The organism is Sphingobacterium corticibacterium (genome assembly GCF_004208525.1).
Classification (GTDB): domain Bacteria; phylum Bacteroidota; class Bacteroidia; order Sphingobacteriales; family Sphingobacteriaceae; genus Sphingobacterium; species Sphingobacterium corticibacterium.
Window position 1 is genome coordinate 594,814 of the sequence record NZ_SGIT01000001.1, and the last position, 15,068, is coordinate 609,881.

Consider the following 15,068-nt stretch of genomic DNA (forward strand, 5'->3'; position numbering starts at 1 on the left):
CACAATGTTTGTGCCAAAATTGATGGTATTATATGTTTTTTATATCGTTAATAACGATTAATTGTGAAAACACCTGTTTCTGATGGCATTTCCTCTTCGTCAAGGACGATCACACTACCTCCGTAGCTGAATACCATGCGCACCAATTCATTAATGACGTCTGTCTGTTGTCCATCTTTTTGTACGATTATACGTTCATCTACATCAATATGACCCTCGATGGATTTACCATTCTCGATGCAAAGTACCTCTACTTTGCCATCAATTACATCTCTGGTCACATCACCTATATCCAAACTACTTAAGTTTTCGGGTATAGCAAGTTGGTAACGCTCGAGAAGTTCTTTTTTTCGTTTTTCGAGTATTTTATTGAATACATCCTGTATTTTTTCTAAAAGAGCTGTTTTGCTTAAAGATTGCGGGTTAATTTGCAGGTGAATAGGCGAGAAATTATGGTGTTTACTGATCCGCATAAAATGGCTATGGTGCTCCGGCAAAGCAGCCAACACTAATGGTACATCTTGAGGGATAGGGTAATGTTCTAGAATAGCTTGATCAATTTTTCTGAAAAATCGATCCATATCGATATCTTCCTCCTGGCTTTTCTCCATATATCCATGTAATCCGGCTCCTTGTACAACAGATGCATGTAAATGATTATCCGTAAGTTCCTCACCCAGTGCCTCCTTCATGGTCGTAGGTACGTTATCTTCTATATCCAACTTTTGAAGTTGGTATTTGTCACCTCGATAAAGTTGTACATCATCCAAAGCTAATGCAAGGAGATAATAAGATTGGTTTTCATGATACAGCTTAAACAAAGGTTTTACACAAAATGAATCAGCCACACAGGTTATCTCCTGCACTTTTTCGGGTAAACGTAATATCTGTGTGTCTTCCAAAGATACAAAGATCGCAAGACCCTCATCATTGTGATCCCAAAACGTTTTATCGTTGATAAGCTTTTCTAACGGCTGAATAAGTTTTTCATGCTCGTGGAGACCATTGTTCTGGATATACTGTAAAGTCTTTTTATAAAGATTCTTAAAAGTTATAGGATCCGTCGCATTTGCGGGATGTACCCGGTGGGTGGGCATGTAAATGGAGATACAGGGTGTATCCTGGATCGCCGTCAACTCTTTCAGTAATTTCAAATCGATTGTCTGCATAATAGATGTTTTTAATGAATGCATTGATACTCGTTTTTATATTCGCATAGCCTATATATAGAACAGTCTAAGTAAAGAGATGTTTAGAAAAGTTTAGGATAAGCACAAAACAAAAGATACTGGAGCGGAGAGCCCCAGTATCTTTTAACTAACTAACCAATTATAAACCTAAATTATGAAGTACTTGTATAACGGTTTATTTTGTACATTATTATGTCATTGGTATAATTTTAACCAATTAATCATAGATAATCTGTTTGTATTATTTAAGTTTGCCTTTAGGAAAATTAGGATGTGCTTTAATTTCCTCTATTTGTAAAATATGTCTATCAGAATGTGTGGTGATAAACAGCAAATTTTGATATCCGTCCACCGGACCAGCCGGTCCTTGGCTGATATGATTGCGTAATGCATTAATATCTGCATTTTTGATATAATTGATAATCTCTTTTCTCCCATTTTCGAAGGCAACCAAAGCTTCGCTCATATTTTTGTATTTCCCGGTAGGTTTGAGTATTTCAGGAGCTTGATATTTTTCACTTCTGTTGGTGATACTGTTTACAATTTCTTCATCGGTATAGCTTGGTTTTTGTGATGTTTTGGACGAATCAGATTTTGAAGTTTCTTGTTTGAACATGCCAAAAATCATCGGTTCCGATAAAACGATATGTTCCACACATTGGTTAATGGACCATTGATCTTCTGTCGGGCTAAAATTTAGTTGTTCATCTGTAAGACCGGCTACGCTTTTTTTTAAATGAGCGGCTGTTTGTTCGTAATGTGCCAGCAGTTTTTGAATATTACCACTACTATCTTGTTCAGTGATGTGCTTAACAACAGGGATACGTTGTGTGGATATAACATTTAACTGTTTATCATGTGCGATTACTGTTGAACTTTCTATACATAGGGCTGTTAAAAGTGGAACCGCCCAAACAAAATGTATTATGTGTTTTTTCATACGAGATACCTTTTATGTTAACATTATTTTTTTGATGCTTCAGCTGTTTTTTGTTATGCAATATGATGACTTTTTCGACCAGGACACTTGACATAGGGCAAGATTTTTGGAAAAAGCGTAAAATACGTGTATTTAAGCTATCGGAAGTGTATAAATACCTAAATTAACATTAAAGGCAACTATCAGAGAATATATATTGTTCAACAAGTGGTTTAAAAGTATAATACCAGGTTTATAATTAAATTATACAGCTATGAAAAGAATCATTTTTTTTACATTTATGGTTGGATTGCTAGGCACGGGATGTGGTGGCAATCGAAATGAAAACACCGACTCGATGGACGATAGAGGCACTATGGAAGAACCAGGATATAGAGACGGAACATTACCTCGAGATACAACACTCAGAGATACTACGGATTCCGTATTGCATCCTACGCCTCCTCCGGTTACACCTTAATTTTGTGGTTAAGACAATATAGAAACTTAATTTATCGGGCCAGCTGCATTACTTCCATCCTCACATATCCAGGAAGTTTATAGGCCTCAAACTTTATGATGACGCTTATGTTGATTTAATAAAGGGATAGATATGGTAAAGCTGGAAGACTATAAAAAGAAAAGGAATTTTAGGCAAACACAGGAACCAAAAGGTAGTAATAAGCGAAATAGTGATCGTACAAGAAAGTTGCGGTTTGTCGTACAACGACATCACGCTTCTCGTTTACATTATGATTTTCGGTTGGAACTGGATGGTGTTTTGAAAAGTTGGGCGGTTCCTAAAGGACCTTCATTGTATCCTAAAGATAAGCGGTTAGCTATGCAAGTCGAAGATCATCCCATAGATTACGCCTCTTTCGAGGGTATTATTCCAAAAGGTAATTATGGCGCAGGCGTGGTCACTATTTTTGACTCAGGATACTATGAATTTACGGAAGCAAAGAATACAAAAGAGTTTTTGCAGGACTTGGAGAAAGGTTCTCTCAAATTTAAATTACATGGTCATATTCTCCGTGGTGAATTTGCGTTAGTGCGGATCAAAGGGCAGGAGGATAATGCTTGGCTGCTTATAAAACATAAAGATCGATATGCATGGGAAGAACCCTACAATAGCGAGGATAATGTGCAACAAGAGATTAAGCAAGCTGGTGTAGACTTTAAAAAGGATAAGAAGGGGCGTGCTCCAAAAAAGCTTCCCAAAGCTAGCCAAAAAGAAGAAACGGAAGAATTACCGAAACCGATGCTGGCAAAATTGACGGAACATCTCCCGGAAGGAGCGGAATGGAGGTACGAAAAAAAATATGATGGGTTTCGTATTTTGGCTATACGTGACAAAGAAGGCGTCCAACTTTATTCCCGTAACGGGAAAGATATGAATGCTTTGTTTCCTTCCTTGGTAGAGGAATTATCGTCTGTAGACAAATATGTTTGGCTCGACGGGGAGCTTGTCATCGAGGATAAACGAGGGAAAACACATTTCCAATTGATAGCTAGTGGCGAACCCATTCCGAGCAACCTTACATTACGTTATTATGTTTTTGATATACTTCGTTTAGAAAACGAGTATGTTACAGATTATGCGCTTAAAGAACGGGAAGAATTATTGGCTTTGTTGTTCCGTCGGATAAAGAAATCTAAAATTGTTCAGTTAACGCAGATTCTGCCAGGCACAGCTCAGCAAGTTAAAGTAAAAGCCGAAGAGCAACAATGGGAAGGAATTATTGCAAAAGATGTAAATAGCACCTACTTGCAAGGTAAACGAAGTGGTTTCTGGACAAAATTTAAGTTACGAAATACCCAGGAAGCCATTATATGCGGTTATACCTCTCCCCAAGGAAGCCGTTCATTTTTTGGAGCTTTGGTGTTAGGCTATTATCGGGATGGAGAGCTTGTATATATAGGTAACTGTGGTACGGGATTCAATACAAAGAGCCTGAAAGATATATATACTACTATGCATAAGCATGAGAACGGGTATAAACCTTTTAAGGAGGAAGTTACTATCGCGAAAGAGAAAGAAGTTACTTGGTTGCGGCCGCTGATGGTATGCGAGGTATACTATAGCGAGTGGACAACAGATGGTCGTTTGCGCCATCCCGTATTCAAAGGGTTGCGACAAGATAAAGATGCGGAAGAAATTGAAAAGGAGAGTCCTATGAAAAATGAAAAGAATGAAGATTTGATAACGATTGGTCGTAAAAAGGTTCAATTGACCAATTTAAACAAAGTGTATTGGCCAAAAGAGCGTTATATAAAAGGGCAGATGATAGCTTACTATGAACAAATGTCCGATTATATACTTCCGTTTATCAAGAATAAACCGATTTCTATGCACCGCTTTCCAAATGGGATCGCTGCGGAAGGTTTTTTTCAAAAAGATGTGGATACGGACAATATTCCTAGTTGGATAAAAACCGTTCCGATTCATTCAGAAAGCACGGGAAAAGAAACAGACTATATCGTCTGTAACGATAAAGCCACCCTTCTTTATATCGCAAATTTAGGTTCTATTGAGGTTAACCCTTGGCTCTCTACCTATCAAAAGCCGGAGTACCCAGACTTTGCTGTGCTGGATTTAGATCCCAACGGAGCCGATTTTCAAGAGCTTATACGGGTGGCGACGACGGCTTACGAAACTTTTGAGGAACTGAAAGTTCCGGCTTTTTTGAAAACTTCTGGAGCTACGGGATTCCATATTTACGTCTATTTAAAAAAGAAATACACGTACGACGTTGCGAGGGATTTTATTGAGTTAATAGCTCAAATGGTTCAAGAAAGACATCCTGATACGACAAGCCTAGTGCGAGATCCAAAAAAAAGAAAGGGGATGATTTATTTAGATTTTTTGCAGAACAGGCGCGGGCAGACCATTGCAGCACCTTATTCTTTACGTCCCAAAGAAGGAGCGACCGTCAGTGCACCTTTGCGATGGGACGAACTAACGCCTAAACTGCGTATTGCCGATTACAATATCAAGACGATGTTAAAACGAGTAAATGAGGTAGACGATCCTTGGGTATCTTTGTGGGATCGTGCGGTGAATATAAAACAGGTGCTCGCTAAACTTTAGGCTAAACTTGCCTTTAATTTATTCAATAAATCAGTTGATTTCGTATTCTCCACTTTCATCTTACGAATAGAAGTATGTTTCCCTTTAGCTTTTTGTTTGATAATTTTTAGCAATTCGCTTGTATACTGATTTTTATATTTTGATATATCAAAAGATTGGCTATGCTGTTTGATCAATTGAAGAGCCATATCCATTTCTTCTTTTTTTAATCGGGTATTCCCTGGCAAGCTTAATTCATCCGTCGATCGGATTTCTTCCTCAAACCTAATTTTATTAAGTAATAACATATTCTCATATGGTTTCACGATGGCAAGATGTTCTACATTGCGCATGACGAAAGAGCCTAATCCCGCTGTCTTACTTTTTTCAAGAGCTTTAAGGAGAAGCTGATAGGCTTTCGTTCCTCCTTTTTGAGGTTCTAGATAATAGGGTGTATCAAAATAAATACTATCTATTTCATCCATCTTGACAAAAGAATGCAGGTTGATCATTTTGTTCTTCTCAGGGCTGGCTTCTTCGAAGTCTGAATCTTCGAGAATAACGTATTTATCTTTGAGCAGATAGCCTTTAACGATATTATCCCACTTCACTTCTTTGCCGGTGCTCTCGTTGACGCGTTTGTATTTGATGTTTGATTTATCTTTTCTATCTAACATATCTAAATCTAACGAGCTGCTCTGCACAGCACTATATATTTTAACGGGGATATTAACCAACCCGAATCCTATTGCTCCAGTCCAAATAGCTCTCATAATATTTCGTTTTTATTTCTATTAGTAAGAACAATGCTTTATTAAAAAGGTTCGCTTTTAAGTTTGCACGCTTTTCTGTCGGTGGTAGGTAGCAGATTTGTCTTCGGTTACGTCCCGATGATATAACAAAGTTAAGTCGAGTCCATTGATAAAACAACGAATTTTGAAGAACAGGTCGGAGACAATAATAAAACTTGAAATTGAAATTTGTATTTTAGATGAATATAAATAACAGTGCCATGAAAATTTTTATACATCTCAAGATATTTACCGTGGTTTTCTTGACAATGATTTCGAACTATTCGATATATGGGCAAACAAACGATACCTGGACGGTTTTTTATAATCAAGATTCCACCTTAGTAGGTTACAAAGATAAATCTGGTGTCGTTAAGATAGAACCAAAATTTGCCGGTTTTGTCACAGCTATCAAATTTTGCGATATAATAGCTGGTTCAGAACGCGACAAAGAAAAATGGACAAGCTATTATTTAAATAAAAAAGGTGGAGAATTCGGTAGGGATAGTATTTACATTTTTGATAATGTAGCAGATTGTGAAAATGAAGGGTTTATACGGTTTAGGGATAGAAAATCGGATAAAGTGGGATTGTTTGATAAAAATGGAGAAATCGTGGTACCTGCTATATACAATGACTTAACAAAAGTTAGGAATGGAATGCTGGTCGGATTGAAAGGAGCGAAAAAGAAATATGTTCGTGAGAACGAGCCGCCAGCAGATAATTATTATACTTGGGTCGGAGGGGTAGAAGTGTTACTCGATACCTTAAATAAAGTATTAGCAGAAAATTTTCCGAACGACAATAAACTTGATTTTTATTCTGTTGAAAGGACATCAACACCATCGGAAGATAAATCGAAAAAGAGCTTTCCAGCCAGCGACGGGAAATATGTAACCTTTATTGATTTTAAGAAAGAGTTTAAAACATGGTTGATCGATGACTTGCTGTCCGACTTTACGAGAGGGCAGTTGTTACATGTCGTACACGATACAATCGTATGGGAGTCCAAAGAAGGATGGGCAAGAAGTGAAAAACAGGAATTTGTAGACAACAATTTCCAATTATTAAAACAGATACTTTCGGAAATTAACGAATCCAGTACCAACTATTCCATTTTCTTGAATGGGTTGAACCCATTTATATATGAAGGGGCAGAATTTGATAAATATTTCAACAATTGCCGTGAGGCAAAAGAATGGCAATATCCGGTATTGAGCGTGGTTATTTCATACGATTATGGAACGGCAGATATATCGCAAAACCATTTTGATTTTTTACGTACGGAGAATGGATATAAATTAATTTCCGTTACGATTAGAAATGCAGAAATCAAGGAATAATAATTATGTTTTAGGTGTTCGCAATGACCAGAACAAGCCCCAGATAAAAGCGCCTAAGCCGACCGCGAAACTTTGTAGTAAAGTGCCTCCATGTTCGATCCATAGCTTGGCGAGCCAAGGACCAATAAGTTGCGAACCGGCATAGATAGCAATTAGCGCCGCAGACAGTCTCGGGCCTTGATGCGGTTGGAAATATCTTGCCAGACGCTGTGTACACATTACAGATCCCAAAAATCCACTGCCTACTAAAATTGCACATGCTATGATACCTACACCTGATGGGGTTAACAATACCATAGCTACACCTAATGCTTGGAGGATGTACGTGTAGATAAGGCTGAGTCGATCTCCATATCGATGCCCCATCCAATTCCATATCGGGATAAATACCAGACACGATGTGGAGGTGATGATCCAAACATTTCTTATCCATATACTATCCGTGGGCATGGTGTCATGAGCCAAGGTTGGTAAAAAAGTCATGGGTAGGATATAACCCAAACCTGCACCGATATAAGAAAGAAACAGTGGGGTACTACGTCGATCGAAAAGTCTGTTGCTATAGGGTGTTTTACTATTTGTACTCCCGTATTCGGGGCGTTGTACGCTAATTTTTACAAACTGTATCGTACTGTAAAGAGCTAATATCACAGAGACCACAGCAACAGGAATCCAACGTTGAGCTGATTGTAAAAAAGAAGCGGTGGAATCTACCAGCAGTCCTCCAGCTAATAATCCGCCTGCTACACCAAAATATACTAAGCCGCTTAGTTGCGGTTTATTATTCATGATGAACCACTCTAATAGCAATGCGGGTGCTAAAACGAATGTAATTCCATTTGTTACGCCGTTTAAAAGTCGCCATAACAATAGTAGATCAAATTGTGGGGTAAAGCATTGTGCTATGGTAATAAGGACATTTCCAACAAGGCCAATGAGCAGATATCTCTTGATAAACTTGAGGCCAGAGTAGCGAACAGCTAATAAGGCTCCTATTAGATATCCCAAATAGTTGATTGTTGCCAAATCTGCACCTTGTGTGATCGTCAACATATTGTCGCTGATAAAATATGGCAATAAGGGGGTGAAAGAAAATCTACCCAATGCATGGACTACGGTAAGGGTCGCAATGCCTGCCAGCAAATAACGGAGAGCCTCCTTTTTAACTGAATTTTCTGTTGTAGAAACCACTGATGTATACTAATTAACGACATTTTTATTTTGCCGCCGCAAGATAATAAATAGATTGAAAAGCATATTACACAAAAATGTTTCCTATGTCGTGGAGGTGGATTTTCTTTGATTTGAAAAACAATTTTCGTAGAGATTTATTCTTTTATTATACAAAGAAGAGTAGATATATTATGGCGATCATCGGAGAAATTATCAAGCGCGTAATTGACGTGAATGGATTGATTAATAAGGATTCGACACCTTGGGAAGCCCAGAAGCAAGTTCTATTGGATTTGCTGGATGTCGCGAAAAATACAGCTTTTGGAAGAAATTATAATTTTAGCGAGATACTTGCCGATCCAGATGTCGTTAAACAATTCCAACGCACAGTTCCAATATTCGACTATGACAAGCTACAGGCGGCGTGGTGGCATTATCTACATGAAGGGCATCAGAATGTGACATGGCCGGGAGGACAACGCTATTTTGCCATGAGCAGTGGGACTACCAGCAATAGTAAGGCTATTCCCGTGACAGATGACATGTTGAATTCCATCAAAAAGGCAGGAATACAACAGATATTAAGCTTGAAGAATTTTGATCTTCCAAGCGATTTTTTTGAAAAAGATATCATGATGTTAGGCAGTAGCACGAAGCTTGTGGAGCACAATGGGTTTTTGGAAGGCGAAATCAGCGGTATATCGGCTGCTAATCTGCCTGTATGGTTTCGGAGATTCTACAAGCCTGGTAAAAAAATAGCGGATAGCAAAGATTGGGACGAGCGTCTGCATAAGATAGTGCGCGCGGCAAAGAAATGGGATATCGGAAGCATGACTGGTATCCCCTCGTGGTCGGAAATTTTGATTAAAGAAATCATCCATCAGAATAAGGCGGATACGATACATGACATTTGGCCTAACCTACAAGTATACAGCACCGGCGGGGTGGCTTTCGGTCCTTACCGTAAGAGCTTTGAAAAGCTATTTGCAAAGCCCATGATTTATATAGACACCTATTTGGCGTCAGAAGGTTATTTGGCAACCCAGAAGCGACCAGACACCGACTCCATGGCACTCATTACCAACAATGGTATTTTCTTTGAGTTTGTTCCTTTCACGTCTGATAATATGGATGAGGAAGGATGTGTAAAACAACATGCGCCCACGTTAACGATTCAAGACGTGGAAGAGGATGTCGAATATGTATTATTAATTTCTACTGTAGCAGGTGCTTGGCGTTATATGATAGGAGACACGGTTGTTGTCACAGATAAAGAGCGTGCAGAAATTATTATCAGCGGACGTACAAAACATTTTCTCAATGTGGTTGGTGAACAGCTGTCCGTGCATCAAATGAACCAGGCAATTCAAAAATTGCAAAAGCAGTTTGGCTTAGAAATCCGAGAGTTTACCGTTGCCTCTATTCGCAGGAGTGAACACTATATCAATAAATGGTATCTTGGAGCAGATCAAGCATATCCGGTCTCTATGGAAATTACGGAGGCATTCGATGCGGCATTGCAAGAAAACAATAAAAATTATACCGTCGCGAGGCGCCAGACACTAGACGGCATAGAAGTGGAAATTATACCAATAACGCACTTTCATCAGTGGAGTGAACGTTATAAAAAGTTAGGTGGGCAGACCAAAATACCACGTGTTATGAATGCGGAAGATTTTAAAGCATTCGAGGCTTTCATAAGGGAATTGTGATAATCTATAATCAGTTAATTATCTTTTCCTTGTGTGCTTTGAGCTAATGCAGTTTCATCGGCTAAAAGTTCCTCTTTTTCCGGTTGCGTTTTCTTTTCCATTTCGGATACCAATTCTACTATATCATCTGGCGAAAGATAGAGACGGGCAATCTTTTCTTTATAACGGGAGGATAATTCACTGTGACCAAGGATAAATTTCTTGGTAGACAAAATATAGGAAGCCATGCCCCGGTTGACGGCAAACGTATCTGCTACGCGTTCAGCTTTGCGTATATACCGTTTGGATAACCAATACAACAGCCCAAATCTCGCTACCCCCCACATTGTTCGCTGTTCGTAGTCCATGATATGACCTAGTTCATGTCCCAGCCATCCAATCAGTACGTCTTCCGGTAAATGGTGAATGGGCTCGATACTATGTGTAAGTTTAAATACAGGGTTAATTAAAATAGCATACGTACGTTTATTGCGGGATTGGAGTAATGTACCTACTACGGGGCGTGCCGCCATCACCGATTTTTTAAGTTTTTGGCTAAATATAAACCGGATGTGTGTATGCGCTAATTCTGGATAGTGTGATAGCGCCGCGAGCACCAATTGCTCAATAACTTTGGGGATTTCCTTGTTTTTAGAAAATGCCCGTAACTGTCCATTTATCTTTGTTTCGGTATCGGTATAAATGCCCATAAGCTTTTTATCATAGTAACAAAGAGCGGCCGAAATTGTTGTCGATAAAATGATGGTATAAAAAAAGGAGCTTAAAGCTCCTTTCTTAGTCTTGCCACCGGAATATTCATCGCTTCCCGGTATTTAGCCACGGTGCGTCTGGCAATTGTATACCCTTTTTCTTTTAAGATTTCTGTTAATTTTTCATCTGCCAATGGTTTGCGCTTATCCTCGTTGGCAATGCATTCCTCTAATATTTTCTTTACTTCTTTATTGGAAACCTCCTCGCCCGAATCGGTTTGGATCGCTTCCGAAAAGAAAGATTTCAGCAGAAAAGTGCCAAATTCAGTCTGTACATATTTGGAATTGGCAACCCGTGATACAGTTGAAATATCCATTTCAATCTTGTCTGCTATATCTTTTAATATCATAGGTTTAAGTAGTCGCTCGTCGCCTGTTAGAAAATAATCGTATTGATATTCCATAATAGCATTCATGGTCTTCAATAACGTCTGTTGTCGCTGCTTAATAGCGTCTATAAACCATTTGGCAGAATCCAGTTTTTGTTTGACAAATTGTACGGCCTCTTTCATTTTTTTATCCGTCTTTTCTGCTTTTTCATAGTGCTCAAACATCTCTTGGTAAGAACGGGATACACGTAACTCTGGGGCATTTCTTCCATTGAGTGTCAGATGGAGTATACCGTCGTTGTTCGTGATATGGAAATCCGGAATGATATGGAGTTGTTTACCTGCTGAAGCACCGGAATCTCCAGGTTTTGGGTTTAATTTGAGAATCTCGTTGATGATATCCTTAAGTTCTTCTGAATTTACCCCCAATTGCTTTTCTATCTTGTCGTAATGTTTTTTGGTGAATTCATCAAGATAATTTTCAACAACTTTAATGGCTTGATTAATAATCGGATTATTTTGATCTTTCTTACGTAATTGTATAAGTAAACATTCCTGTAAATCACGTGCTCCGATACCAGCCGGTTCAAAATCTTGAATCACTTTTAATATAGATTCTACTTCGGTTTCTTCGGCTATCACATTTTGCGAAAAAGCAAGATCATCAATCAGCGAAAGGATGGGGCGTCTTAAATAGCCATCATCGTCCAGACTACCAATAATTTGTTGTCCAACAAGATAATCTTTATCTGATAAAGCAAGTAGATCCAATTGGTTTTGTAATGATTCGAAAAACGAATCTTGGACAGCTATCGGAATCTCTTTTCTGTCTTCATCATCGTCACTTCCATAATTGGTCGAATAATCGTTGTAATCATCTTCTTGGATATATTCATCTACACTAAATTCTTCATCGAAATCGCTTTCTTTGTTTTCGAAATTCTCGTCCGGATCATGATCTGGGTATTCCTCAACGGGATCATTCATATTCGTTAAGCTTCCATCCTCCAACGCAGGGTTTTCCTCTAATTCCTCTTTGATACGAGCATCCAGAGAAACTGTGGGCACCTGTAGCAGTTTGATAAACTGAATTTGTTGCGGAGAGAGTTTCTGTAATAATTTTTGCTGTAATGTCTGTTTTAACATGCTCTATGCTTCTTTGCATGGTAAAAATACTTAAATAAATCAGAAAACTAAAGTATACAATAACGGGTTGATCTAAAATAGGTATAATTATTGATAGCGCGTTTGGTATCGATATGGGATTTACGTCTATACTTTAAATGTTAAAATACGTTAATTTCAAAAGCGAGAATCTGTTTTTTTATCTTGTGTAGCTGTTTTTAGAAAAACAATTTCCATATTTACCGTATGTTTAAAAGGGTTAAAAGCAAAGTCGTCCGCTATTTTTTGATAGTGGTTTATAGCCTTATTCTAGTGGTATGTGCTGTGCAGTTAAACTTCTTATGGCTGTTTGGGTATTCGCCAACCAAAAAAGACATTGTTCTGCCTACGCTCCATATTTCGTCAGAACTATACACCGCGGATTCCGTATTGATAGGACGGTATTTTGAGGAGGATAGAGATCCTGTGGACTATGATAGCATTTCAGAAAACATATTAAACGCTCTTGTTGCTACGGAAGACGTTCGTTTTTATAAGCATAATGGAGTAGATTTTATTGGTTTGTTTTCCAGTGCTGTATCCACCTTAAGAGGCGATAAGCGAGGTGGAAGTACCATTACACAACAGCTTGCCAAGAACCTATACCGAACACGATATAATCAATCTCAGGGTTTACTCGGCCACATTCCAGGCTTGCGTATGGGCGTGACGAAATTTAAAGAATGGATGACCGCTTATAAACTGGAAAGCAAATACGAAAAAAACGAGATTATTACCATGTATCTAAATACCGTATCGTTTAGTAATAATGCTTATGGTATTAAATCTGCTTCATTACGCTATTTCAATAAGCAGCCTAATGCACTATCTGCTGCCGAATCGGCTGTGTTGATCGGAATGTTAAAGGGAACAACACTCTATAACCCGATCCGTAATCCGGATAAATCAATAGAACGCAGAAATATTGTATTGAGACAGATGCAGAAAGAGGGGTATATCAGCAAAGAGCAATATCAATCATTTTCCAAAGAACCATTAGATCTGAACGTCAATAATCCTGAACGAGGAGGTACGAATGATTCTTATCTGCGGACAGCTGTCGAAAAATGGCTTGAAAAGTGGAGTGAGGAAAAGGGGATTGATATTTATACAGCTGGTTTAAAAATTTATACAACCATCGATTCTCGTATGCAGCAATTGGCCGAGGAAACAATCGTTAAGCAAATGAAGGGGTTGCAAGAGCGATTAGATAATACTTGGCGAAATGAGGAACCGTGGCGAGATAAGAGCGGGGCAATAATTCCTGGTTTTTTAGAAGACAAAGCGCGAAAGTTACCGATCTTTGCCGCATTGATGGAGCAACATAAGGGAGACGAAGAAAAGGTATTTCAACTTTTGCAAGAACCCAAAAAAATGAAAATTTTTACTTGGGAAGGAGATGAGGAAGTCGAAATGTCGACGATGGACTCTTTGAAACATTACGTGAGTATGTTGAATACCGGGATGATGGCCATGGATCCTTACAACGGCAAGATTAAGGTATGGATAGGGGGAATCAACCATCGTTATTATAAATTCGATCACGTAAATCAGGCAAAGCGACAAGCGGGATCTACTTTTAAGCCTTTTGTTTACTTAACAGCGTTGGAAAATGGTATGGAGCCGTGTGATAAATATGAAGATAAGCCTGTGCGATTAGATTTTGTAAATAAACAGGGTGAAAAAGAGGTTTGGGAACCTAAAAATGCGGATTGGAGTTTTTCTTATCGTAACATGTCGCTTCGTTGGGCAATGGCTCGTTCTTTAAATACGATAACGGCGCAGATAACACGGGATGTGGGCTGGGATAAAATTGTGGAAACCGCGCATCGCTGTGGAATTGAGAGCCATTTGGAATCCGTGCCTTCTGTAGGGTTAGGCTCGAACGATGTATCTGTGTTTGAAATGGTAAATGCTTATGCGACGTTTATGAATGAGGGTAAGCGGATAGAGCCCGTCTTGGTGTCTGAAATTTATGATAATAGCGGAAAGCAGATTGCATCTTTCCAAACAACGGAAAAGCAAGTTGTGGATCCAGAAAATGCTTGGTTAATGACGTATATGTTGCGGGGTACGATCGAAGAACCGGAAGGAACCTCGCAAGCATTATGGGAATGGGATCTATTTGGTCATGAGAATCAAATCGGAGGGAAAACAGGTACTTCATCTGATTACGTGGACGGATGGTATATGGGGGTTACAAAAGATTTAGTTGCAGGTGTTTGGGTGGGGTGTGATGAACAAAGTATTCGTTTTAAAAGTTCGCAGACAGGAGAGGGATCTAAAACGGCTTTGCCGATTTACGCTACTTTTATGGAAGAACTCTATAGACAACCGGAACTAGGAGTGACCAAAGGAAAATTTCCAGACCCGAAAGTGGAGATTAATAAAAAATATAATTGTCCTAGTCCACGGATTCGGATAGAGGTGCCAAGTGATAGTACAGCAGTAGAATTGGATATCGAAGATAATGGAACGGAAATCTCGTTAACATTGCCAGAAGTAGAGGATACGGAAAGAAAAGAAATAGAAAGATAATTTGTATTTTTGAGAAAAGACTAATCTTTAATTATGAAATACCCACGTTTAGAAAACACCAACGCCGATGAAAATAATCTGGGTATTCCA

Annotated in this window: 11 protein-coding genes; 5 read left to right on the forward strand and 6 right to left on the reverse strand. The window is 38.7% G+C overall.

What is annotated here, in order from left to right:
- Positions 1 to 47: 47 nt before the first annotated feature.
- Positions 48 to 1,193, reverse strand: a complete 1,146-nt coding sequence (locus EWE74_RS02405) for a baeRF3 domain-containing protein (RefSeq protein ID WP_130139942.1) — start codon at positions 1,191 to 1,193, stop codon at positions 48 to 50.
- Between the two features lie 238 nt (positions 1,194 to 1,431).
- Positions 1,432 to 2,130 (reverse strand): DinB family protein, encoded by a 699-nt coding sequence (locus EWE74_RS02410; RefSeq protein WP_130139943.1) that lies wholly within the window; start codon positions 2,128 to 2,130, stop codon positions 1,432 to 1,434.
- 253 nt (positions 2,131 to 2,383) lie between these two features.
- Between EWE74_RS02410 and EWE74_RS02415 the strand changes: the two genes are divergently transcribed.
- Together EWE74_RS02415 and ligD are read left to right on the forward strand one after the other, a co-directional pair.
- Entirely contained in the window at positions 2,384 to 2,590 is a 207-nt protein-coding gene (locus tag EWE74_RS02415; protein ID WP_130139944.1) for a hypothetical protein, read from the forward strand.
- A 132-nt stretch (positions 2,591 to 2,722) separates the two neighbouring features.
- Positions 2,723 to 5,200, forward strand: a complete 2,478-nt coding sequence (gene ligD, locus EWE74_RS02420; RefSeq protein ID WP_130139945.1) for a DNA ligase D — start codon at positions 2,723 to 2,725, stop codon at positions 5,198 to 5,200.
- On the opposite strand, the gene ku is transcribed toward ligD, so the two are convergent.
- A complete protein-coding gene (gene ku / locus EWE74_RS02425) occupies positions 5,197 to 5,952 on the reverse strand; it encodes a non-homologous end joining protein Ku (protein ID WP_130139946.1) in 756 nt (251 codons plus the stop codon). The two genes, ligD and ku, sit on opposite strands and share 4 nt — an antisense overlap.
- A gap of 239 nt (positions 5,953 to 6,191) precedes the next feature.
- Between ku and EWE74_RS02430 the strand changes: the two genes are divergently transcribed.
- Complete coding sequence (locus EWE74_RS02430; RefSeq protein WP_206365119.1) at positions 6,192 to 7,313, forward strand: WG repeat-containing protein; 1,122 nt, start codon at positions 6,192 to 6,194, stop codon at positions 7,311 to 7,313.
- Between the two features lie 3 nt (positions 7,314 to 7,316).
- On the opposite strand, the gene EWE74_RS02435 is transcribed toward EWE74_RS02430, so the two are convergent.
- Positions 7,317 to 8,504, reverse strand: a complete 1,188-nt coding sequence (locus tag EWE74_RS02435; RefSeq protein WP_130139947.1) for a YbfB/YjiJ family MFS transporter — start codon at positions 8,502 to 8,504, stop codon at positions 7,317 to 7,319.
- A gap of 173 nt (positions 8,505 to 8,677) precedes the next feature.
- On the opposite strand from EWE74_RS02435, the gene EWE74_RS02440 reads away from it, so the two are divergent.
- A complete protein-coding gene (locus EWE74_RS02440) occupies positions 8,678 to 10,198 on the forward strand; it encodes a GH3 family domain-containing protein (protein ID WP_130139948.1) in 1,521 nt (506 codons plus the stop codon).
- A gap of 14 nt (positions 10,199 to 10,212) precedes the next feature.
- On the opposite strand, the gene EWE74_RS02445 is transcribed toward EWE74_RS02440, so the two are convergent.
- Both EWE74_RS02445 and rpoN read right to left on the reverse strand, forming a co-directional pair.
- Positions 10,213 to 10,887, reverse strand: coding sequence for a hypothetical protein (locus EWE74_RS02445; protein ID WP_130139949.1), 675 nt, complete (start codon positions 10,885 to 10,887; stop codon positions 10,213 to 10,215).
- A gap of 71 nt (positions 10,888 to 10,958) precedes the next feature.
- Positions 10,959 to 12,422, reverse strand: a complete 1,464-nt coding sequence (rpoN, locus tag EWE74_RS02450) for an RNA polymerase factor sigma-54 (RefSeq protein ID WP_130139950.1) — start codon at positions 12,420 to 12,422, stop codon at positions 10,959 to 10,961.
- 225 nt (positions 12,423 to 12,647) lie between these two features.
- Between rpoN and EWE74_RS02455 the strand changes: the two genes are divergently transcribed.
- Complete coding sequence (locus tag EWE74_RS02455) at positions 12,648 to 14,978, forward strand: penicillin-binding protein 1A (RefSeq protein ID WP_130139951.1); 2,331 nt, start codon at positions 12,648 to 12,650, stop codon at positions 14,976 to 14,978.
- Positions 14,979 to 15,068: the final 90 nt, after the last annotated feature.